The sequence below is a fragment of the Citrobacter sp. wls710 genome (genome assembly GCF_005281115.1).
In the GTDB taxonomy this organism is placed as follows: Bacteria; Pseudomonadota; Gammaproteobacteria; order Enterobacterales; family Enterobacteriaceae; genus Citrobacter; species Citrobacter werkmanii.
Genome location: NZ_SZXD01000039.1, coordinates 173,128 through 196,350, shown reverse-complemented (window position 1 = coordinate 196,350; position 23,223 = coordinate 173,128). Strand labels below are relative to the sequence as shown.

General features: G+C 48.6%; 20 protein-coding genes and 1 tRNA gene. 13 read left to right on the top strand and 8 right to left on the bottom strand.

Features of this window, described 5'->3' with window-relative positions:
• Window positions 1-7: 7 nt before the first annotated feature.
• The 3 genes from FDX14_RS19200 (at window position 8) to FDX14_RS25505 (ending at window position 5,417) form a co-directional block, all read left to right on the top strand.
• Window positions 8-1,303, top strand: a complete 1,296-nt coding sequence (locus FDX14_RS19200; protein WP_137350060.1) for a phage DNA ejection protein — start codon at window positions 8-10, stop codon at window positions 1,301-1,303.
• Window positions 1,303-3,279, top strand: a complete 1,977-nt coding sequence (locus FDX14_RS19195) for a P22-gp16 family phage DNA ejection protein (RefSeq protein WP_137350059.1) — start codon at window positions 1,303-1,305, stop codon at window positions 3,277-3,279. The genes FDX14_RS19200 and FDX14_RS19195 overlap by 1 nt, the downstream gene beginning before the upstream one ends.
• 155 nt (window positions 3,280-3,434) lie before the next feature.
• Window positions 3,435-5,417, top strand: a complete 1,983-nt coding sequence (locus FDX14_RS25505; protein WP_252182543.1) for a phage tailspike protein — start codon at window positions 3,435-3,437, stop codon at window positions 5,415-5,417.
• Window positions 5,418-5,504: 87 nt separating this feature from the next.
• On the opposite strand, the gene FDX14_RS19185 is transcribed toward FDX14_RS25505, so the two are convergent.
• The 6 genes from FDX14_RS19185 to FDX14_RS19160 all read right to left on the bottom strand — a co-directional run bounded on the left by FDX14_RS19185 (window position 5,505) and on the right by FDX14_RS19160 (window position 10,793).
• Window positions 5,505-6,962, bottom strand: a complete 1,458-nt coding sequence (locus tag FDX14_RS19185) for a glucosyltransferase domain-containing protein (RefSeq protein WP_137350058.1) — start codon at window positions 6,960-6,962, stop codon at window positions 5,505-5,507.
• 7 nt (window positions 6,963-6,969) lie between these two features.
• Window positions 6,970-7,881 carry a glycosyltransferase family 2 protein gene (locus tag FDX14_RS19180; protein ID WP_137350057.1) on the bottom strand — a complete coding sequence of 304 codons (912 nt, stop codon included), beginning with the start codon at window positions 7,879-7,881 and terminating at the stop codon, window positions 6,970-6,972.
• Entirely contained in the window at window positions 7,878-8,240 is a 363-nt protein-coding gene (locus tag FDX14_RS19175; protein WP_137350056.1) for a GtrA family protein, read from the bottom strand. Before FDX14_RS19175 ends, FDX14_RS19180 begins: the two co-directional genes overlap by 4 nt.
• 137 nt (window positions 8,241-8,377) lie before the next feature.
• Complete coding sequence (locus FDX14_RS19170; protein WP_137350055.1) at window positions 8,378-9,547, bottom strand: tyrosine-type recombinase/integrase; 1,170 nt, start codon at window positions 9,545-9,547, stop codon at window positions 8,378-8,380.
• Window positions 9,548-9,710: 163 nt separating this feature from the next.
• Window positions 9,711-9,785 (bottom strand) — tRNA-Arg (locus FDX14_RS19165).
• Window positions 9,786-9,860: 75 nt separating this feature from the next.
• On the bottom strand, window positions 9,861-10,793 hold the full coding sequence (locus FDX14_RS19160; RefSeq protein ID WP_170973603.1) for a formate/nitrite transporter family protein: 933 nt from the start codon (window positions 10,791-10,793) through the stop codon (window positions 9,861-9,863).
• Window positions 10,794-11,090: 297 nt separating this feature from the next.
• Here FDX14_RS19160 and mlaA point away from each other — a divergent pair, with 297 nt between their 5' ends.
• Window positions 11,091-11,846, top strand: coding sequence for a phospholipid-binding lipoprotein MlaA (gene mlaA / locus FDX14_RS19155; protein ID WP_042307040.1), 756 nt, complete (start codon window positions 11,091-11,093; stop codon window positions 11,844-11,846).
• Between the two features lie 61 nt (window positions 11,847-11,907).
• Here the strand turns inward: mlaA and fadL are convergent, their stop codons facing one another.
• Window positions 11,908-13,188 carry a long-chain fatty acid transporter FadL gene (gene fadL, locus FDX14_RS19150; protein ID WP_061382130.1) on the bottom strand — a complete coding sequence of 427 codons (1,281 nt, stop codon included), beginning with the start codon at window positions 13,186-13,188 and terminating at the stop codon, window positions 11,908-11,910.
• Window positions 13,189-13,559: 371 nt separating this feature from the next.
• On the opposite strand from fadL, the gene FDX14_RS19145 reads away from it, so the two are divergent.
• The 4 genes from FDX14_RS19145 to sixA all read left to right on the top strand — a co-directional run bounded on the left by FDX14_RS19145 (window position 13,560) and on the right by sixA (window position 18,173).
• On the top strand, window positions 13,560-13,844 hold the full coding sequence (locus tag FDX14_RS19145; protein ID WP_038642389.1) for a YfcZ/YiiS family protein: 285 nt from the start codon (window positions 13,560-13,562) through the stop codon (window positions 13,842-13,844).
• A gap of 176 nt (window positions 13,845-14,020) precedes the next feature.
• Complete coding sequence (gene fadI, locus FDX14_RS19140) at window positions 14,021-15,331, top strand: acetyl-CoA C-acyltransferase FadI (protein ID WP_038642387.1); 1,311 nt, start codon at window positions 14,021-14,023, stop codon at window positions 15,329-15,331.
• A complete protein-coding gene (gene fadJ / locus FDX14_RS19135) occupies window positions 15,331-17,478 on the top strand; it encodes a fatty acid oxidation complex subunit alpha FadJ (RefSeq protein ID WP_137350053.1) in 2,148 nt (715 codons plus the stop codon). The genes fadI and fadJ overlap by 1 nt, the downstream gene beginning before the upstream one ends.
• A gap of 209 nt (window positions 17,479-17,687) precedes the next feature.
• Complete coding sequence (gene sixA, locus FDX14_RS19130) at window positions 17,688-18,173, top strand: phosphohistidine phosphatase SixA (RefSeq protein WP_137350052.1); 486 nt, start codon at window positions 17,688-17,690, stop codon at window positions 18,171-18,173.
• A 74-nt stretch (window positions 18,174-18,247) separates the two neighbouring features.
• On the opposite strand, the gene smrB is transcribed toward sixA, so the two are convergent.
• Window positions 18,248-18,799 (bottom strand): endonuclease SmrB, encoded by a 552-nt coding sequence (smrB, locus tag FDX14_RS19125; protein ID WP_006683613.1) that lies wholly within the window; start codon window positions 18,797-18,799, stop codon window positions 18,248-18,250.
• A 166-nt stretch (window positions 18,800-18,965) separates the two neighbouring features.
• Between smrB and prmB the strand changes: the two genes are divergently transcribed.
• The 5 genes from prmB to FDX14_RS19100 are packed head-to-tail and all read left to right on the top strand — an operon-like array spanning window position 18,966 to window position 23,208.
• On the top strand, window positions 18,966-19,898 hold the full coding sequence (gene prmB, locus FDX14_RS19120; RefSeq protein ID WP_038642381.1) for a 50S ribosomal protein L3 N(5)-glutamine methyltransferase: 933 nt from the start codon (window positions 18,966-18,968) through the stop codon (window positions 19,896-19,898).
• A 39-nt stretch (window positions 19,899-19,937) separates the two neighbouring features.
• Entirely contained in the window at window positions 19,938-21,023 is a 1,086-nt protein-coding gene (gene aroC / locus FDX14_RS19115) for a chorismate synthase (protein ID WP_137350051.1), read from the top strand.
• 3 nt (window positions 21,024-21,026) lie between these two features.
• On the top strand, window positions 21,027-21,851 hold the full coding sequence (gene mepA, locus FDX14_RS19110) for a penicillin-insensitive murein endopeptidase (RefSeq protein WP_042307048.1): 825 nt from the start codon (window positions 21,027-21,029) through the stop codon (window positions 21,849-21,851).
• A complete protein-coding gene (locus FDX14_RS19105; RefSeq protein ID WP_038642367.1) occupies window positions 21,851-22,660 on the top strand; it encodes a sulfite exporter TauE/SafE family protein in 810 nt (269 codons plus the stop codon). Before mepA ends, FDX14_RS19105 begins: the two co-directional genes overlap by 1 nt.
• Window positions 22,660-23,208: an elongation factor P hydroxylase gene (locus FDX14_RS19100; RefSeq protein WP_038642365.1), complete on the top strand. Its 549-nt coding sequence runs from the start codon at window positions 22,660-22,662 to the stop codon at window positions 23,206-23,208. Before FDX14_RS19105 ends, FDX14_RS19100 begins: the two co-directional genes overlap by 1 nt.
• The last annotated feature ends 15 nt before the right edge of the window (window positions 23,209-23,223 follow it).

The window sequence follows — 23,223 nt, the reverse complement described above, 5'->3', positions numbered from 1 at the left end:
GTGATAAATGGCTACGTGGCGGCAGGGTAATTCTGGCTCATTATTAGCAAGTCTTGGCGGATTAAATTCTAATGCGCCAAGAGCAAGTGATGCAGATACGGCATTGGCATACATTCGGCAGAATAATGATGACGAGCGGTCGGGGCGGAATAATATTGGCTTGCAGGCTGTCTTGGGTGCAACTAATGTCCTGCAGGGATTAAAGCAGTATGACCAAAACAAAAGACAGGGCGAGTTTCAGCAAGCGTACGGTAATGCATTTGCAACCGGCGATCGCAATGCAATGAGGCAGTTAGCTGCGCAATATCCTGAACAGTTTGATGCCGTAAGGAACGGCATGAAGTTTGTTGATGAGGATCAGAGGAACACTGTTGGAAATCTTGCAGCAAGTGCACGCCTTGCATCCTCATCCCCAGAGGCAATGGGGGCGTGGCTACAGAACAATGCTGCTGATTTATCTCGTGCAGGAATAAATCCTCAGGATGTAGCTCAACTTTATCAGCAAAACCCACAAGGATTTAGTGAGTTTGCCGATCACCTAGGCATGGCGGCCTTGGGGCCAGTTGATTACTTCAATGCCCAGGACAAGATTGTTGGTCAGGCTTTAAATCGTGACAAGCTAAACGAAACTATTCGCAGCAACCAGGCTGGAGAGGCTCTTCAGCAACGCGGGCAAGATATCACCGTTCGCGGGCAAAACATCAGCGCTCAGAACGCGGCGCTATCGCGTGAAATTCAGCGGGCCGAATTACAGGATAAGGTTCTCGATCGTCAAATCGCCAGAGAGACTAACCAGATAAAACTGGATGAGCTTAAGCAGAAGCAGGCCGATGTTCGCCAGAAAGCAGAAATAGCAAAATCTGACAGACAGGCTGCAGCGCAGGGTGCGGTTGATACGTTCAGTACGGCGCTTGATTCTCTTGGTGAGATTGAAAAAAGCCCAGGATTGTCAAAGGCAGTAGGGGTCAGATCTGCCTTCCCAACAGTGCCAGGATCTGATGCTGCAAACTTCGAGGCCCGTCTTGATACCTTCAAGGCACAGACGTTCTTGCCTATGGTAGCAAGCTTAAAAGGCATGGGGGCCTTGTCTGATGCTGAAGGTAAAAAACTATCTGATGCTGTTGGTGCGCTTAGTCCAAAAATGAGTGAGGACGCGTTCAGATCTTCAATAGGTAAAATTCGCACTCAGTTAGAAAGCAAGCTGGGGACTGTGAAGAAGCAGTTTGACTACCAGGAACCGGCAGCACCGGCGGCGCAACAACCACAACAGCAAAATGGCTACCAGTCTCTATGGGGTGATTAATGGCTAAGGCATGGAAAGACGTTATTGCCTCTCAACAGTACCAGGCATTAGCACCAGAGCAGAAAGCACAGGCGCAGGAGCAATACTTCAATGAAGTTGTAGCACCGCAAGCCGGAAACGATGCAGAACAGGCTAAACAGGCTTTCTATGCTGCTTATCCACCTCCAACGACTCAACAACCCGCACAACAATCACAGGAACCGGCACAGACACAGCAACAAGGTGGCTTCATGTCTGATCTTGGCAATGCCGCAGCAGAGACTGGACGTGGATTACTTCAGGCTGGCGTTAACTTGGCAAATATACCGGCTTCAATGGCTGACGCTGTCGCCAGTGCCGGGGCATGGGCTGGTAAGAAGCTTGGCATTGGTGACGGAACTTATCAGCCAGCACCACGCGTCACGACCCAAGGACTTGAGCAGGACTTTGGATTGCAACAAGGTGCGCTTACTCCACAGACGACGGAAGGTAAAATATTCTCTGAAGCGCTTCCATATTTGACGCCTGTTGGTGCAGAGAGAATTGCAGCGCAAGCGCCATCTATTGCTGGTCGCGTTGCTCAGGGAGCATCTCGTTTGCTGGCCGAAAACGCTGTTGGTTCATTGGCTGCAAATAGTGAGCATGATAATCCAGAAGCTCTGGCAACAGACTTAGGGACTGGTGTTGTGTTGGGCGTGGCGATTAACCAGTTAGGACGTGCAGCCGGTGCTGCTTATCGTGGAGTTCGCGGAACGATCGCGCCAGAAGCGCAACAGGCTATTCAGTTCGCTAACGCTGCTGATGTTCCTCTGCATACCACTGACGTTTTGCAGCCAAATTCCCGCGTAGGACGCATGGCTCAGACCACCGCTGAAAACATCCCATTTGCTGGAACAAGCACTATGCGAGCTAACCAGCAAGAGGCGCGTAGTCAGTTGGTAGATGAATTTGCATCACGGTTTGGTGAGTATGATCCGTCGATTGTGGTTGGTAGCCTGAAATCCAAAGCATCCGGAATCAGACAGGCGGCAGGTAGCCGTATTCAAAATGTCGAAAGCCAAATAGGAAATCTTAATGTGCAGCCATCCAGGGCAATTCAGCAGATTGATGAAGAGTTAGCAAATATGCAGCGCCTTGGAACCGTATCCGACGCTGAAACCATTTCTAAATTGCAGGCGTATCGCAATGAGCTCGATAGCGGAAATGTGGATTTCAGGCTGCTTAGAGACCTCAGAACTCAGTTCCGACAGGACGTTAAAGGTGAGCGTGTTAAGTTCATGAACAAGTCAGAGGCTGCTGTTAACCGTGTCTACAATGCTCTAACTCAGGATATGCATCAGGCTGTAGGACAGTCACTTGGTAATGAGACAATAAACAAGCTAAAACAAGCTGACGCAATTTGGGCTAATGAAGCTGAAAAGCTTAAAAACACCAGGTTGAAGACAGTTCTTCAGAAAGGGGATCTAACCCCTGAAGTGGTCAACAACATGCTTTTCAGCAAGAATAAATCGGAGGTTCAAAATCTGTACCGATCAGTCGGTCAGGTGGGGCGCGCACAAATGCGTAACGGCATCATAGGAAAAGCAATGGAGAAATCAGGCGGATCTCCAGACCAATTCCTGCGCCAGGTTAATCTGATGTCTAACCAGACTGGAATCGCTTTTAAGGGACGTGATGCTGCGTATCTGAAAGGGCTGAAGAACTATCTTGAGTCAACCAAGCGGGCAGGACAGGCTGGGGTAACAACGCCAACAGGCCAGCAGACAATCCCATTCATCTTAGGGATTGGAACTGCAACAAACCCAGCTCTAGTAGGAGCCGGTGGTGGTTATGGATTGCTGGCGAGAATGTATGAGAGTGAACCGGCACGAAACGCAATGCTTCGTCTGGCTAACACGCCACGTGGTTCTACCGCATTTGAAAAAGCGTTAGCTGAAGTTGAGAGAGCGGTTAACTCTGTTGCTCAAGGTGCAAAATCTGAAGCATTAAGCGAATAGCAGTCTACCAACTACGATGCCGCAGAGTAATAAAGCGAAGTTAAGCAAATCACGTTCCATAAAGCCTCCTTATTTTTAATCAATTATAACCCAAATTTAACGCAAAGCCGCGCAAGTTTTAGCTTCTGCGGATTTGCTGCGCCTGGAGAACAGCAATGCCAGATATCGTACCTAACATCGTCGTGAGCCAACCAGCTCAGTTATTCACATTGGCTCGTTCATTTAAAGCCAACGCTAATGGTAAAGTTTATATCGGTAAGATTGATACTGACCCGGTAAGTCCTGCGAACCAGATTCAGGTTTATCTTGAGAATGAGGATGGTAGCCATGTACCAGTAGCTCAGCCGCTTATCATCAACGCTGGAGGGTACCCAGTATATAACGGACAGATTGCGAAATTTGTGACCGTTGAAGGGCATTCCATGGCTGTGTATGACGCATATAATACGCAGCAGTTCTACTATCCAAATGTGCTTAATTATGATCCAGACCAATTTAAAATATCGTTATCTAGCGCAATGGGATTTGGATATATTGGAGGGGCTAATTATAGTCTTATTCGATCATATTCAGGAGAATTGATTAAATGTTATTGTTACGGTAGAGAAAATAACTTTGATGGAGGGTGTGGTTTTTTTGAGGTAGACCCCTTCGATACAACATCACCTGACAATGATGGCACAACATTAATTGATTCCGTCGGTAGGCGATGGAAAAGAAATTTCGAAGGTGATGTTTATTTTAAGTGGTGGGGACCAGATTTAACAGGTGGAAGTGATGTTTTATCTAAATTGAATTCAGCATCATCATTTGCTGCTTACCATAAAAAAAGGCTAGTCCTTCCATCCGGGATAGTTGGTGTTTCTGATGAGTTTATTCCAGCGGATGGCTTGGAAATATGTGGATATGGAAACTCTCTTGCCTCAGGAAACGCCTATAGTACGGTCATAAAGTGGATAGGCCCGGTTTCTACAAAAAAAGCAGTCATAAGATGTTCTAGGTCTCCAGTAGGTGAAACTCCCACAGAACCAGTAAACGGAGTAAGAATATCCAACTTAATGGTTGACGCTGACAATAAGGCGACTCATGGATTTTATTTCAGATATTTTACTAATGAATCACATTGCGACCAAATAACAGCAATAAAAGCCAGGGAGTGTGGTATTGCCATTTATCAATCATGGTTCTGCTCATTTGGAACCATTGTCGCCCATGATAATTATGGGCAGGGAGTTGTGATAGGCTACCCGATAGTTGGTGAAACCGGAGATCTCGGAGTTCAGTCGGTAAACTTCAGCAGAATTAGGACGCATACTAATGGCCTGACACATGACTTTGTGCCTGATGCTGGTTCACCTACAAGATATAAAGGCGCTGGCCTGATTACGCGTAGCAATGGGTGTACATATAATAATATTCAGTCAGAGCAAAACTTTGGTTTTGGATGGATAGAAACCTCACCGAGATCCTCAAACGAATTTGGAAGTTATTATACTGAGTTTAATGGCGTATCTGATGGTTCCAATGGGTATGGATTTTTAAGCCCTGATGATATAGGAGGCTTCAAAAGCACAGTTATTAATTCAGTAACACTCTTTTCAAGAGAGCAATTCATAAACGAGTCAGAAAAACCAGTATGCATTACTAACTTCTCGAAAGCGGTTGATGCATTTAATAGTGTATTCTCTGGTTCTGGTGGATTTAGAATCCTAGGGGGAAACTCTGAAATTATTACACAATATCAGAGTGAGGCAAATTGGGCGCAAACTCTGTATGCAATACCATATACAGTTTTTAGAGCTAAATTTATGCTAAATACAACTAGTTCATTATATGATGCAGTGTATCTTCCACCAGGAGCAACAAACATTAAAATTCATGTTCTTATAATGGAAAACTTTTCTAGTGGAGGTAAGTTTACTATAAACGGAAATGGTTCTCCAATAGCATACTATGATATTACATCGCCTGTCAGTGCTGGATTTACCATAGAAAAGGACATTTCAGGTCTGACAAGCCAGGCCCTTATACTTAGCATGGCTTCTACAACAATAACATCTGCTATTCCTGCCATATTTATGATATCTATTGGCAGGTTCAACAACGGAGATTACTCTAAACTGTTTAAATTTAGATGATGGTTTTATTTTAACCAGTTATTAGTGATCATGCTTGCCACATATAATATGTGACAAGCATGATAAATGGAACCTTACTAGAAATAATTAAATAGCATTATCGAAAACTACTACAGCGATCCCATCTTTAATATATATTGAATATTCAATATTTTTAATCAATGGTAAAATACCTTCTTTTTTGAAAGACAGAGCCATATCCTTATTTTTTGACTCTATGCCATAACCCTCACTAACGCCGATGAGTCCTTTATTCACCATTTGGTATGTTATTAGAAACTCACTAGATCTGCTTACTGAATGATAGATTAATGGTCTATCATTTGCCAATAACTCCGCTCTCTTATTAAGCCGGATTTTCCCCACTGTATTTATTTGTTTAATTCCTTCAATGTTGATTAAATCGTGGGCTACCATACTAATAACATAATCTTCAAACTCCCTTTGCGCATTTAATGCGTTTGACATTTGAGCGCTAAATGAAAGAACAGTAACTATTGGAATTAAAGCTATAAACTTTATTTTAACTGATAAATAAGAAATTAGTATTGCTAAAACTACGAAAGAACACGAAAAACTAACAAATGTTCTTGGGAATACAGGAGCATCAGCCAATAAAATAGTTGGTCCTGGTAATGATATGTACAATGAAAAAATAATAGTTGCAATTGTTAGTAACCTAAAAAACAAAGAATCTCTATCAATGTAAAGAGATTTAATGATAGCCATTAAGACGAAAAATAAAGGAATTAGAAAATAATATATCGTATGGCCTGTTATAAATTGCTCTATTAGTGAATTTATTCTATGAAATGTACCAAAAGCCTGATCTATTCCTTTGTGGTCAAGTGATATTAATTGTGCTCTTTTATTTGAAGCCCCCCAAATATTAGCTACACTAATGTAATAAATTATGTAATAAGATATAAAAACCACACATCTAAGGAAAATTGTTTTTGCAAATATCTTTAAAGTAGATCTACTATTAATAAGTAATGATGCAGACTCTACGGCTATTAAGCCAATATATATATTGGCGCATGGTTGATATAAAGATAGGGATGCAACACCCATCGCTATCTTTGAGGCTGTGCTTATATAAATGTTTGCATGTGAGTAAGTGTATGAGCAAAGACTAAGTAAAAGAGCTAGGGACATACCCAATGAATCAAATCTGTAAGCAAAATTCTGAAGAAAGTAAGGGTTGAATATAATCAACGAGGCACAAAATGTGGCTGATGGAACACCTTTTTGTAAAAGAAATCTTTGTAAATAAAGACATGCAAGCGCAATGAAGAAAGCTGAAATGATAAGGTTGTAAGGGAATATGTCTAGAAGTTTATCCCCACTTGATGATGCTAGCATTATTACTATATCTGCCAATGGTCTACCTAGAACACCCCACCCATAGTACCCATTAATTGATCTATGTAGATCATCTCTAAAATACAACCCATAATGCATTAATGGATATATAAAAACCAGCGAAAAAAAGAACATTATCGCTAGCGTTTTCTTTTCATTATCTCGTACAAAATAACTCATAAGTCGCCTATTTCTTTAGTATGTATTTTGGTCGATTTTTTGTTTCTATGTAAATACGTCCTATGTATTCACCTAAAACACCTATTCCTATAAGTTGAATTCCACCTAGGAATAGAATTGATACTATTAATGATGGGTATCCTGGGACGCTGTTGCCAAATATAACCTTATCTAAAATCATCCATATGCCATACAGGAATGAAATTCCAGCAACAAATAATCCAATATATGTCCACATGCGCAATGGGAAAGTTGAGAAACTGGTGATTCCTTCAATCGCGAGATTCCACAACTTCCAGCCATTGAACTTGCTGTCACCAGCTATGCGTTCTGCGCGAGCATACTCGACGACGTCAGTCTTTCCACCAACCCAGCTAAGGATGCCTTTCATAAACAGGTTGCGTTCAGGCATTGATTTAATGCTCTCAACCACTTCACGCGACATAAGCCGAAAGTCGCCGACGTTTTCCTCAATCTTCGGATTGCTAATTCTGTTGTGTAGCTTGTAGAACCACTCAGCAGATTTACGCTTTAACCTTCCATCGGTAGAGCGGTCTGTTCTTTTAGCCAGAACCATATCAGCGCCATCTTGCCATTTTTCAATGAGGTTAGGGATGACATCGATAGGGTCTTGCAGATCAACATCGATTGGAATGACCGCTTCCCCGGTAGCATTATCAAGCCCTGCAAACAGGGCTGGCTCTTTACCAAAGTTACGGGTGAACGACAGGGGCACTACCAATTTATCAGATACAGCGAGTGCATTGATAATTGACTCTGTTGAATCGCTGCTTCCGTCATTGATGAAGACTATCTCAATTTCGTGCTCTTTTAGGCCTTCAAACTCGCGTACTGTTTTATAAAATATGGGTATCGTGGCCTCTTCATTAAAGACCGGAACGACTAAAGAAATTTTCATTTCGCATCCCTAAAGACAATGAATTTTGAATAGATAAATCCTGCTACCAGGCTGAAACCAGAAAATGCAATCAGTGTGATTAGTGCTGGTGCATGAAGGCGATCTGCAATGTAACCGGTAAGAGTCGCCACACCACCCATAAAGATGACAAAAGCAACATACCTACCCGTTGTTGCCTTGGATTTAAACGTCCATTTGGCATTGACAAAAAAGCTGAACGTGACTGCAACGCAGAATGCGATCAGATTAGATATCGCCTGGTTCATGCTCATCAAACTAAACAATGCAGAGAAGCACAACCAATGAATTGCTGTGTTAAGCACGCCAACGGAGAAATATCGACTAAATAGCTTTAACATTATAAAAATCAGTGAATTCTTAGAGGCCGAAAGTTTAGCATTTGAAAGCGGATCGATCGACTAGTGAAGTTGGTGGGTGAGACAAAAGCGGGACACGCAAAGCTTTGCATCGGTTTGCAAGGCTTTGTGCTGCTTTCCTATGATACTTTCTCATCAATCCAGTCTGCCCACCACTGCATCATTTCCCGGCGCGTATCAAGATAAGCTGCGTGGTTGTATACTGAGCGGGTTCCTCCGCTTACGTGTGCTAGTTGCATCTCTATCGCGTCACTGTTCCAGTGTTTCTCGTTTAGTACGGTACTGAACTGGTGCCTGAACCCGTGGCCGCTTGTCTGCCCTTCATAGCCAATGCTACGAATCACGCCAAGAACAGCGTTCTCGCTGATTGGCTTCTTCCTGTCGTTTCTTCCTGGGAAGCAAAGCGAATACTGACCGGTTATATGCTGCAATACTTTAAACAACTCAACGACCTGATCTGACATAGGGACGATATGAAGCTTCCTGCCTTTCATTACAGATGGGTCTATGCTGATAATCCTGTTCTCATAATCTATTCCTGACCATACCAGCGATCTCATCTCGACGGTTCTCATGGCTGTATAGTGCAATACCTGCGCTGCAATCTTCATTACTATCCAGCCGCCGTACGCGTTCAATGCGCGCTGAAATTCATGTATGCGATGCATGGGAAGAAAAGGGTAGTTATTCTTGCGATATCCTTTCATGGCCCCAGCAAGGTCAGGAGACGGATTGTATTTAGCCCTGCCTGTTACTATCGCATAACTGAATACCTCACCGCATCTGCGCCTCGCTTTATCAGCGCGTTCCATTGCGCCCCTGTCCTCGAATAGCCTGATGACCTTCAGCAGAGTCATTGGCTCTACTTCTTCCATGCGTAAATGGCCGATGATCGGAAGTATGTCATCCGTGAACATGCCCATCATCTCGTCAGCATATCCTTTCGACCACACTTTTGATTTGTGAGCATGCCATTCGCGGAAAATGTCACCGAACGAATCGGCTACAGCCTCTTTCTCTTTCTTCTTTATAGCTTGCTTTTGTTCTGCCGGATCAACACCTGCCAGCAACTTCATTTTTGCTTCTGACTGCTTTGACCTGGCCTCTGTGAGAGATATTTGAGGGTATGGTCCGATAACCAGCGTCTTTTCTTTTCCGTCGAACCGGTACCGCATGCGCCACACCTTTTTCCCTGACGGGGGAACGAACAGAAATAGACCTCCAGCATCTGTAAGGCGATATGATTTTTCCGCAGGCTTTGCTGCGTCGATTTGCTTTACCGTAAGCATGTGGGCATAAATCCATGGTCATTTTTCAGTATGCCCACAATATGCCCGCAAAAGTTTGGCGCAGTCAATTCATGTTGAGTAATGTGCGGTAACGTCGAAATGTTTGTGTGACAGTAATATCAGGGTTTTTGGTAATGAGAGGAAATGGCGGGTAACGAATAAATGGTGTCCCCTGCAGGAATCGAACCTGCAACTAGCCCTTAGGAGGGGCTCGTTATATCCATTTAACTAAGGGGACGAAGCGGCACGATTATAGCGTTTTTTACCCTCAACGGTAAGTCTCAAGCCGCCTGACTGCTCAAACAGTCACCATTCAAGCCTGTTTTTTCTGGTTTTTCTGCTTTTGCTCGTCGCGTTTGGCTTGCTGCCTGGCTTCTTCCTTGCGTTTGTTGCTCATATCATTGCGAATCTGCGCGTGGCTCATCAGCGCAAAGATAAACGTACCGCCGCAGATATTTCCGGCGAGTGTCGGTAACGCAAAGGGCCAGAAGAAATCACCCCAGTGCAGCGTACCATTAAAGACCAGATAGAGAATTTCCACTGAGCCGACGACGATATGTGTAGTATCGCCTAGCGCAATTAGCCAGGTCATCAGAATAATGACCACAATCTTCGCCGCACCGGCCGCAGGAAACATCCAGACCATTGTGGCAATCAGCCAGCCAGAAATAATCGCGTTAGAAAACATCTCTGTTGGGCTGTTTTTCATCACGTCCATGCCGATTTTGACAAAGGCGTCGCGGGTCTGTTCATCAAAAATCGGCATATATTCAAAGGCCCATGCCGCAACGCCGGTACCGATAATATTGCCCAGTAAAACCACTCCCCACAGGCGCATTAACAGGCCAAAATTGCCGAGGGTGGGGTTTTGCATAACCGGTAGTACGGCAGTGACGGTATTTTCGGTAAAAAGCTGCTGGCGGGCCATGATGACGATGATAAACCCGAAGGTATAACCAAGATTCTCGAGTAAAAAACCTCCAGGCACGCCTTCTAATTGCACGTGAAAAATCCCTTTTGCCAGTAACGAGGCACCCATCGATAGCCCGGCAGCGATGGCCGACCACAGCAGCGCCATCGCATCACGTTCCATCTCTTTCTCCCCATCCTGGCGGATATGTTCATGGATCGCCATCGCCCGGGAAGGGAGTCTGTCCTCATCGACCTCTATCTTTTTACCTTCTAGCTTTTCATCACTTTCGACCTGGATTTCGTCGCTGTGCCGATCGATTTTTTCTTTCTCAATATCATTCATAGCCGAATCCTGAATAAGCACGTATTGCTAAAGCGTAGCGGTTTTTATCCGAAAATCAGCGGGAGAAAGTCTGAGATAGCAAAAATGGTAACGTTTGTTTTTATCGGGTTAGCTAAAATAGAACCGCCGCGTAGTGTGCATTACCAGGCTATGATCAAATCAGTAAGACCGGGTATATAGACATCGTTTGACGTGCTGTTACAATCGCTCACATCTTAACAGGCGGATACGTCATCGTTCCGTCATGGATGGCAATCAGCGATAGCCATATTACACAGGGAGACACTTATGAAGCTTCGCCTGTCGGCGCTTGCGCTGGGAACCACACTTTTGGTGGGGTGTGCGAGCTCCGGTACTGAACAGCAGGGGCGTTCGGATCCATTTGAAGGGTTCAACCGCACTATGTACAACTTTAACTTTAATGTTTTAGATCCCTATATTGTTCGACCGGTAGCAGTAGCCTGGCGTGATTATGTCCCGCAGCCGGCGCGTAATGGTTTAAGCAACTTTACGGGCAACCTTGAAGAGCCGGCCGTCATGGTCAACTATTTCCTGCAAGGCGATCCTTATCAGGGGATGGTGCATTTTACCCGTTTCTTCCTGAACACCCTATTGGGGATGGGTGGCTTTATCGATGTGGCGGGTATGGCGAATCCGAAGCTACAGCGCGTTGAACCACACCGCTTTGGCAGTACGTTAGGTCACTATGACGTGGGTTACGGACCGTATATGCAGCTTCCGTTCTACGGTAGCTTCACGTTGCGCGATGATGGTGGCGATATGGTGGATACGCTGTATCCGGTATTGTCCTGGCTGACCTGGCCGTTGTCGATAGGTAAATGGACCGTTGAAGGGATTGAAACCCGCGCACAGCTGCTTGATTCCGACGGTCTGCTGCGTCAGTCTTCCGACCCTTACATCATGGTACGTGAAGCCTACTTCCAGCGTCATGACTTCATCGCGAACGGCGGGAAACTTAAACCAGAAGAAAACCCGAACGCGAAAGCCATTCAGGATGATTTAAAAGATATCGATTCCGAGTAAGGAATTGATGCAAATAAAAAGGTGAGCTAAAAAAGCTCACCTTTTTTACGTCGGAAGAAAATCAGAACGCGTAGTTGAAGTTGGTACCGAACAGCCAGGCTTTACCTTCAGAATCGAAAGTATACGGGCCTTCTTTGACGGTCACTTTCTGTCCGTGCATATAAGAAACACCGACATCAATAGATGCGTCATCATTGAATGCGTAAGTCGTACCCGCGCTCAGCCACAGGCGGTCCTGGTCTGGAATGGAGATGGAACGCTTGCTCGCAGGAACCGGGCTGTCGTCATAGGCGATACCGGTACGGAAGGTCCAGCTTTTATCCATATAGTAGGTTGTGCCCAGAGCGATGCGGTAAGAATCCTTGAAGCCTTCTTCTTTATAGAACAGTGTCTGGCCGTTGGTGCCGGTGGCTTTCAGCTCCTGGAACTGGCTCCAACTGGTATAAGCCATGCTGTAGTGAATAGCCCATTGCGGAGCGATGCGGTTATAGCCCGACAGTTCCCACATTTCCGGCAGGTTCAGCGTCAAAGAACCTGGGACGGTGGCATTGGTTGTTCCCCATGGGAACACGGTGCCTGCGCCAGGTAACGCATTGGCCTGAGAACGAATGCCGCTTTTGTAATCGCCATCGAAGTCGATTTTAACTTCAGAGCGGTACGTCAAGCCGTAACGGTTGTTTTTATCCAGCTCGTACAAAATACCGGCATTCCAGCCGTAGCCCCATTCGTCACCCTTCAGGCTGGCAATTTTGTTGCTGACTTTCGGTAATGCAGCCGTCTGCTCACCAGAATAACGCTCAATTTTTGCATCGGCGTAGACGGCATTAAAACCAACACCAAAGCTCCAACTGTCATTCAGACGGTAGGCACCGCTCAGGTTAAGGTTGACCGTTTTAAGGTCAGTCTTCCCACCGTATTCACCGACGATATAGCTGTCATTAAACTCGGTCGCCAGACCATAGTTAGAGGTGACAGATGCACCCCAACCAAACTGTTCGTTGATAGGCATCACGAAGTGAGCGTTAGGAACCCACGCCGTCGGGGCGATGTTATCTGCGTCGGTGCTACGTCCGGTGAATGGCGATTTACCGGAAATATTAACGTCTGGATCGATATACACTGCACCCGCAGAAAAAGTGGGGCGATCAAACATCATAATCAGTGCCGGGTTACGACTGGCGTTACCTGCATCATCTGCAATAGCGCCTTCACCCGAATATGCCCGGCCAAGGCCAGAGGAAGAAAATTCGTTTAACTGAAAGCCTGCAGACCAGGCCTGTGTGGAGATAATTGCCACTGCGACTGCGAGAGCAGACTTTGTAAACAGGGTTTTCTGGCTCATGACCATAACCTCATAGATTTATTTTTATACAAACAATGTTACATACCGTAACAGGAGCGCGAAGTGTAGGGTCTGAGGTACGACATAGAAATCAGACCAGTGCCGAGAGTATAGGTCTGACCAGCTGAAATGTTGCAAGTATGTTTATAAATATTTTCAATTCTGATCTCGGAAACGCGATCCAGCTGGCAAAATTGCGGGTATGCGCACTCACCTGTTTGGGTGATTTTTGTTTTAGATCATTTTTAAGTGTGATTTCGGTCACTTATCGCATTTCATACAATTAACGACTGGAGAGGCGAAAGAGGGGAGCGTAAAATATCCCCATCGTTTATCTGGCACCTCAGGTGCGAATACAGAGGAAATCTACAATGAGTAAATGCAGTGCTGATGAAACCCCGGTTTGCTGCTGTATGGATGTTGGCACCATCATGGACAACTCCGATTGCACCGCGTCATACAGCCGTGTGTTCGCGAATCGCGCAGAGGCAGAAGAAACGCTGGCCGCTCTGACTGAAAAGGCGCGTGGCGTGGAATCTGAGCCTTGCCAAATCACCTCTACTTTTACTGAAGAGTCAGATGGTGTGCGTCTGGATATTGACTTTGTTTTTGCTTGTGAAGCAGAAACGCTGATTTTCCAGCTGGGCCTGCGTTAATCCCTTCTATTTATGCCCTTGCTACCTGGTGGCAAGGGCATTTTCGTAACAGTCAGTGATTATTCACTGTGTCTTAGCTCCCACTTTCTTTTCTCTCCGCTTGGCTAAATGTAAAAAATTGGTTAAGACTGTGATCAGGTCAGACCACTTATTTTTATTTTTTACAGGGGAGTGTTATGAGTCAGGCTTTACCGCTGGTTACCCGCCAGGGCGATCGCATCGCCATTGTAAGCGGATTGCGTACGCCATTTGCCCGTCAGGCAACCGCATTTCATGGCATTCCCGCCGTAGATTTGGGGAAAATGGTTGTTGGCGAACTGCTGGCGCGTAGCGAAATACCCGCTGATGTGATTGAGCAACTGGTCTTTGGCCAGGTGGTACAAATGCCTGAAGCCCCCAATATTGCTCGTGAAATCGTGCTGGGAACCGGTATGAATGTGCACACGGACGCCTACAGCGTAAGCCGAGCCTGCGCCACCAGTTTCCAGGCAGTAGCGAATGTCGCGGAAAGCCTGATGGCGGGAACGATTCGCGCCGGAATTGCCGGCGGGGCGGACTCGTCGTCAGTCCTGCCGATTGGCGTCAGCAAAAAACTGGCGCGTGTGCTGGTGGATGTCAATAAAGCCCGCACGACAGGGCAACGCCTGAAACTGTTTTCCCGGCTGCGTTTACGTGACCTGATGCCTGTGCCGCCAGCCGTCGCTGAATATTCCACCGGCTTGCGCATGGGGGATACGGCCGAGCAGATGGCGAAAACCTATGGCATTACTCGCGAGCAGCAGGATGCCCTGGCGCATCGTTCGCACCAACGTGCCGCTCAGGCATGGGCTGAAGGAAAGCTCGCCGATGAGGTGATGACCACCTACGCGCCACCGTTTAAAGACCCTCTTTCCGAAGATAACAACATTCGCGGCAACTCTACGCTGGCCGATTACGCCAAACTGCGTCCGGCATTTGACCGAAAGCACGGTACAGTGACTGCGGCGAACAGTACCCCGCTGACGGACGGCGCAGCCGCCGTGATATTGATGACAGAGTCGCGAGCGAAAGAGCTGGGGCTGGTGCCGCTGGGGTATTTACGCAGCTATGCTTTCACCGCAATTGATGTCTGGCAGGACATGCTGCTGGGGCCGGCGTGGTCAACGCCGCTTGCGCTGGAGCGAGCTGGACTGACGATGGCGGATTTAACCTTGATCGATATGCATGAAGCCTTTGCCGCACAAACGCTGGCGAATCTTCAGTTGCTGGGCAGCGAACGTTTTGCCCGCGAAGTGTTGGGGAGGGCACATGCCACTGGCGAGGTTGATGACAGTAAATTTAACGTGCTGGGCGGATCGATTGCCTATGGACACCCCTTCGCCGCTACTGGTGCGCGAATGATTACGCAAACCCTCAATGAATTACGCCGCCGTGGCGGCGGTTTTGGCTTAGTGACCGCCTGTGCGGCAGGTGGTCTGGGTGCGGCAATGGTTCTGGAGGCGGAATAATGGAAATGACATCGGCTTTTACGCTTAATGTGCGTTTGGATAACGTCGCTGTTGTCACCATTGATGTACCCGGAGAGAAAATGAATACCCTGAAAGCGGAGTTTGCTTCTCAGGTTCGGGCCATCCTGAAACAAATTCGCGACAACAAAGCGCTGCGCGGTGTGGTGTTCATTTCAGCGAAACCCGATAACTTCATCGCCGGAGCTGATATCAACATGATTGGTAGCTGTCGCAGCGCGCAGGAAGCCGAAACGCTGGCCCGCCAGGGCCAGCAGATTATGGCAGAAATTCACGCGTTACCGATCCCGGTTATCGCCGCGATTCATGGCGCTTGTCTGGGCGGTGGCCTGGAGATGGCGTTGGCCTGCCATAACCGTATTTGTACGGATGATGCTAAAACCGTACTGGGTTTGCCGGAAGTCCAGCTTGGCCTGTTGCCCGGCTCCGGCGGTACGCAACGCTTACCACGCCTTATTGGCGTCAGTACTGCGCTGGATATGATCCTCACAGGGAAACAATTGCGCGCAAAACAGGCACTTAAAGTGGGTCTGGTGGATGAGGTCGTGCCGCAGTCTATTTTACTGGAAGCTGCCGTTGAACTGGCTAAAAAAGACAGTTCTTCACACCGGGACCTGCCCGTACGTGAGCGGGTGTTAGCGGGACCGCTGGGACGAGCGCTGCTATTCCGTATGGCCAGTAAAAAGACGGCGCAAAAAACGCAGGGAAATTATCCCGCGACGGAACGTATCCTTGAGGTCATTGAAACCGGCCTTGCACAAGGAAGCAGTAGCGGTTATGACGCAGAAGCCCGCGCATTTGGGGAGCTGGCGATGACCCCTCAGTCTCAGGCGCTGCGGCACGTCTTTTTTGCCAATACCAACGTGAAAAAGGATCCTGGTAGTGATGCAAAGGCGGGGCCGCTAAGCAGCGTCGGTATTCTGGGTGGCGGTCTGATGGGCGGTGGTATCGCCTATGTGACGGCCTGTAAAGGTGGCTTGCCAGTCCGTATCAAAGATATTAGTGCTAAGGGAATCAACCACGCGCTGAAGTACAGTTGGGATCAGCTTGAAACGAAGGTTCGTCGCCGTCTTATCAAAGCCAGCGAGCGCGATAAACAGCTGGCGTTAATCTCGGGATCTACCGATTATCGCGGTTTTGCGCATCGCGATCTGGTTATTGAAGCCGTGTTCGAAGATCTGGCGTTAAAACAACAGATGGTGGCAGAAGTTGAACAAAATTGCGCACCTCACACTATTTTTGCTTCCAATACCTCATCTTTACCGATTAGTGATATTGCGGCTAAGGCTGCCAGACCTGAACAAGTGATTGGTTTGCACTTTTTTAGCCCGGTTGAAAAAATGCCGCTGGTTGAGGTCATTCCGCATGCAACGACCTCTGAGCAAACTATTGCAACAACCGTCAAGTTGGCGAAAAAACAGGGTAAAACACCGATAGTCGTCAGAGATAAGGCCGGGTTTTACGTTAACCGCATTTTAGCGCCTTACATCAATGAAGCTATACGCCTGTTAACCGAAGGCGAGCGGGTTGAAGCCATTGACGCCGCGCTGGTTAAGTTTGGTTTTCCGGTTGGGCCAATCCAACTTTTGGATGAGGTCGGAATTGATACGGGCACTAAAATTATACCTGTGCTTGAGGCCGCGTATGGAGAACGTTTTAGCGCGCCTGCAAATGTTGTTGCTTCAATTTTGAATGACGATCGCAAAGGTAGAAAAAATGGTCGTGGTTTCTATCTTTATGGGGCGAAAGGGCGTAAAAGCAAAAAACAGGTCGACCCTGCAATTTATACGCTTATTGGCGCTCAGGGCCAGGCCCGACTCCCCGCCACGCAAATTGCTGAGCGGTGCATCATGTTAATGCTCAATGAAGCAGCACGCTGCTTCGACGAGAAGGTCGTCCGCAGCGCGCGTGATGGCGACATCGGTGCTGTATTTGGTATTGGTTTTCCGCCATTCCTCGGCGGCCCGTTCCGGTATATGGATTCCCTCGGCGCGGGTGAAGTAGTTGCGGCTCTGCAACGGCTATCAACACAATATGGCTCGCGGTTTACACCGTGTGAGCAATTATTGCTGATGGCGGAACGTGGTGAAAGATTCTGGAATAGTAGGGAAACTGACCTGAATTCATGAGGTCAAAGGTAGGATGAATCCGCACTGAATGTATGGCCCATGCTCAAAATGTAAACAGAGATTGACTATACTTACGCCGTTGAGGTAAAAAACAGCGTTTCATTCGGTGAATGGATAAGGCACAATGCCGGCCACCATATCGTTACCACGGTCAATAGGGGCTGTGACTAACTGGTGTTGGTGATTCTGGTTAACAAAAGCGGTGCAATATGCAAGTTTTTATCATGCGTCACGGCGACGCGGCCCTCGATGCCGCCAGTGATTCGGTTCGTCCTTTAACCTCTTGTGGTTGTGACGAATCTCGCCTGATGGCGAACTGGCTGAAAGGTCAAAAAGTGGATATCGAACGCGTTCTGGTGAGCCCGTTCCTGCGAGCCGAACAAACGCTGGATGTGGTGGGGGAATGCATGAACCTGCCAACCGACGTGGATGTTTTGCCGGAGCTGACTCCCTGCGGCGATGTCGGTCTGGTCAGCGCCTATTTACAGGCTCTGGCCAATGAAGGTATCGCCACGGCGCTGGTGATCTCTCACTTGCCTTTAGTGGGGTATCTGGTGTCTGAGCTTTGCCCAGGCGAAACTCCGCCGATGTTTACCACGTCAGCGATTGCCAGCGTAACGCTTGATGAAAGCGGAAAAGGGGTTTTCAACTGGCAGATGAGCCCGTGTAACCTCAAAATGGCGAAAGCGATATAAGTAGGCCGGATAAGGCACAACCACCATCCGGAAAATAAAAGAGCCGCAAACGCGGCTCTTTCTGTTTTTCTGCATCAGGGAAGTTCTGGCGGCAGCCACTCTTCCACTTCAATCAGCACCAGCAGCGCGGCGTCGCCCCCATACTCTTTCGGCGCCTGATGAAAGGCCATCACGTGCGGATGCTGTGCCAGCCAGAGAGGCGTTTGCTGTTTAAGAATATGCTTTCCGTGGCCATGCATAACGCAGGCGCAAAATACGTGCTCACGACGACAGGCGGCGATTAGCGCGCCTAATTCCTGTTTGGCCTGTTGCTGGGTCAGTCCGTGCAAATCGAGAAATAGCTCCGGGGAGTAGTCGCCACGACGCATTTTCTTCAGTTCGAAATGGCTGACGTCAGCACGCAGATATCTCACCGGGCCGTCCGTGTTCAGCAACGGCTGAAATTCGTCAGAAAAATAGTGGCTGGCATCAGCCTGTTCCTGCAACAGCCTTTTAACCGGGACCTCGGTGATTTTTTTACGTAGCGGTCGGTGAACAATAGTGTCTTGCTTAATTTTACGCGTGCCGGTCATCAGCTGGCGAAACAGCGTCTGATCCTCCTCGCTGAGCGATGTTTTCTTTTTCATTCGAGAGTCTCATCTTTTATTTTCCGTTAGTTTAACCCGACTCGACGGGCATCCGATCGCTTAAAACGCAATTTTCGCGTTCAGGCCCGGTGTGGATGCTGATTTATCGCCGTCTTCGTGGCAAACTAGCCGCCGAAATTAATACGAGCATGCCCTGGAGGAATACGTGGATAAAATTTTCGTCGATGAAGCAGTGAGTGAACTGCATACCATTCAGGACATGTTGCGTTGGGCGGTCAGCCGTTTTAGCGCGGCGAACATCTGGTATGGCCATGGCACGGATAACCCATGGGACGAGGCCGTACAGCTGGTGCTGCCGTCGCTCTATTTACCGCTGGATATACCTGAAGATATGCGCACTGCGCGTCTGACCTCCAGTGAGCGCCATCGTATTGTTGAACGCGTGATTCGCCGCGTCAACGAGCGTATCCCGGTTGCTTATCTGACCAATAAAGCCTGGTTCTGCGGGCATGAGTTTTATGTTGATGAACGCGTGCTGGTTCCACGCTCACCGATTGGCGAACTGATCAATAATCGTTTTGCGGGCCTCATCAATGAGCAGCCGCAGCATATCCTTGATATGTGTACCGGCAGCGGCTGCATCGCTATTGCCTGCGCGTATGCTTTCCCGGAAGCCGAAGTGGATGCGGTGGATATTTCCACTGACGCGCTGGCCGTGACCGAACACAATATTGAGGAACATGGTCTGATCCATCACGTGACGCCGATCCGCTCCGATCTGTTCCGCGATCTGCTGAAAGTGCAGTATGACCTGATTGTGACCAACCCGCCGTATGTCGATGCGGAAGATATGTCCGATCTGCCAAACGAATATCGTCATGAACCTGAGCTGGGTCTGGCGTCAGGTAGCGATGGGCTGAAACTGACTCGCCGCATTCTGGGGAACGCTCCAGATTACCTGGCAGATAACGGTATTCTGATTTGTGAAGTCGGAAACAGCATGGTACATCTGATAGAGCAATACCCGGATGTACCGTTCACCTGGCTGGAGTTTGACAACGGCGGTGACGGTGTATTCATGCTGACCAAAGAACAGTTAGTTGCTGCTCGCGAGCATTTCAGCATTTATAAAGACTAAATACACGCGCACAAACACAACACTCATAACGGAGCCGTGATGGCAGGAAACACAATTGGGCAACTCTTTCGCGTAACCACATTCGGCGAATCACACGGGCTGGCGCTCGGTTGTATTGTCGATGGTGTTCCGCCGGGCATTTCTCTGACAGAAGCTGACCTGCAGCACGATCTCGACAGACGTCGCCCGGGGACGTCGCGTTACACTACGCAGCGCCGTGAACCGGATCAGGTGAAAATCCTCTCTGGTGTGTTCGAAGGCGTGACCACCGGTACCAGCATTGGTCTGCTGATCGAAAATACCGATCAGCGTTCACAGGATTACAGCGCGATTAAGGATGTTTTTCGTCCTGGTCACGCCGACTATACCTATGAGCAAAAATACGGTCTGCGCGACTATCGTGGAGGTGGACGCTCATCCGCACGTGAAACAGCGATGCGCGTGGCGGCCGGGGCGATTGCCAAAAAATATCTGGCGGAAAAATTCGGCGTTGAAATTCGCGGCTGTCTGACGCAGATGGGCGATATCCCGCTGGAGATTAAAGACTGGTCTCAGGTGGAGCTTAACCCGTTCTTTTGCCCGGATCCGGATAAAATCGAGGCGCTCGATGAACTGATGCGCGGCCTGAAAAAAGAGGGCGACTCCATAGGAGCGAAGGTCACCGTAGTGGCAAGCGGCGTACCTGCGGGTCTCGGTGAACCTGTATTTGACCGCCTGGATGCCGACATCGCCCATGCGCTAATGAGCATTAACGCCGTTAAGGGCGTTGAGATTGGCGACGGATTTGACGTTGTTGCGCTGCGCGGCAGCCAGAACCGAGATGAAATCACCAAAGAAGGTTTCCAGAGTAACCATGCGGGCGGCATTCTGGGTGGGATCAGCAGCGGGCAACAAATCATTGCTCATATGGCGCTGAAACCGACGTCCAGTATTACCGTTCCCGGACGCACGATTAACCGCTTCGGTGAAGAAGTCGACATGATCACTAAAGGTCGTCACGATCCATGCGTTGGGATCCGCGCTGTGCCGATCGCCGAAGCGATGCTGGCGATCGTATTGATGGATCACCTGCTGCGTCAGCGGGCGCAAAACGCGGACGTGAAGACCGATATTCCACGCTGGTAAGAGATGAACAAAATGGCACTTGCGGCGCTGGCTCTGTTTGCCAGTACCGCCTGTCTGGCGGCGACGCCCTGGCAGAAAATTACCCATCCGGTGGCAGGCAGCGCGCAGTCTATCGGCGCGTTCTCCAATGGCTGCATTGTTGGTGCAGATACGCTGCCTGTACAGTCAGAACACTATCAGGTGATGCGCACCGATCAGCGACGTTATTTTGGTCATCCGGATCTGGTGATGTTTATCCAGCGTCTGAGTAATCAGGCGAATAATCTGGGGCTGGGCACGGTGTTAATCGGCGATATGGGGATGCCGGCCGGTGGGCGTTTCAATGGCGGTCATGCCAGCCACCAGACGGGCCTGGATGTGGATATTTTCCTGCAGTTGCCGAAAACGCGCTGGACCCAGTCACAATTGCTGCGTCCTCAGGCGTTAGATTTGGTCTCACGGGATGGCAAACATGTCGTGCCGTCGCTGTGGAAGCCGGAGATTTTCAGCCTGATTAGGCTGGCGGCAAAAGATAATGAAGTCACGCGTATTTTTGTGAATCCGGCGATTAAGCAGCAGCTGTGTCTGGATGCAGGGACCGACAGGGACTGGTTGCGTAAAGTGCGACCGTGGTTCCAGCATCGTGCGCATATGCACGTACGATTACGTTGTCCTGCTGACAGCCTGGAGTGCGAAGATCAACCTTTGCCCCCACCGGGTGACGGCTGTGGCGCAGAGCTGCAAAGCTGGTTCGAACCTCCTAAACCTGGAACCACCAAGCCTGAGAAGAAGACACCGCCGCCGTTGCCGCCTTCCTGCCAGGCGCTACTGGATGAGCATGTACTCTAATGGATCATTTTGTCTCTCTGTTTATGGTGTCGCCACTGCTGTTGGGTGTGCTTTTTTTTGTGGCAATGCTGGCAGGTTTTATTGACTCTCTGGCCGGGGGCGGCGGTTTACTCACCATCCCGGCATTGATGGCGGCCGGAATGCCGCCCGCGCAAGCACTGGCCACCAATAAGCTGCAGGCCTGCGGGGGATCTATCTCTTCCTCGATCTATTTTATTCGCCGGGGCGTGGTTAATCTGGCGGATCAGAAGCTCAACATCTTCATGACCTTTGTCGGTTCAATGAGCGGCGCATTGTTGGTCCAGCATGTGCAGTCCGACATATTACGCCAGATCCTGCCGGTGCTGGTTATCTGTATTGGCCTCTACTTTCTGTTGATGCCCAGAGTGGGCGAAGAAGACCGGCAGCGTCGACTGCACGGTTTGCCTTTCGCGCTGGTGGCCGGAGGCTGCGTTGGTTTTTACGATGGCTTTTTTGGTCCGGCAGCGGGATCGTTCTACGCGCTGGCTTTTGTCATGCTGTGCGGATATAACCTGGCGAAATCGACGGCCCACGCCAAAGTATTAAATGCCACCTCGAATATCGGTGGGTTGTTGCTGTTTGCCCTCGGCGGCAAAGTGATTTGGGCGACCGGGTTTGTGATGCTCATTGGCCAGTTTATTGGCGCACGGATGGGATCGCGACTGGTGCTCAGCAAAGGACAAAAACTCATTCGGCCTATGATCGTTATTGTCTCCGCCGTAATGAGCGCCAAGCTACTTTACGATAATCATGGACAGGAGATTCTCCACTGGCTGGGGATGAACTAATGAATAACACCCATCACTACGAACAGTTAATTGAGATTTTTAACGGCTGCTTTGCCGATGAATTTAATACCCGTCTGATTAAAGGCGATGACGAACCGATCTATCTTCCTGCTGATGCGGAAGTACCGTATCACCGTATCGTTTTTGCGCATGGTTATTACGCCAGCGCCTTACATGAAATTTCGCACTGGTGTATTGCGGGTAAAGCGCGTCGTGAGCTGGTTGACTTTGGTTACTGGTACTGCCCGGATGGACGCGACGCGAACACGCAATGCCAGTTTGAAGATGTGGAAGTGAAGCCGCAGGCGTTTGACTGGCTGTTCTGCATGGCGGCGGGCTATCCGTTTAACGTCAGTTGCGACAATCTGAACGGAGACTTTGAACCGGATCGCGTGGTATTCCAGCGTCGTGTGCATGCCCAGGTGATGGAGTATCTGGAAAAGGGGATCCCGGAGCGTCCAGCGCGCTTTATTAACGCGTTACAGAATTATTATCACACGCCTGAACTTAAGGCGGAACAATTCCCGTGGCCCGAAGCGCTCAACTGAAGCCGCCGCCACGTT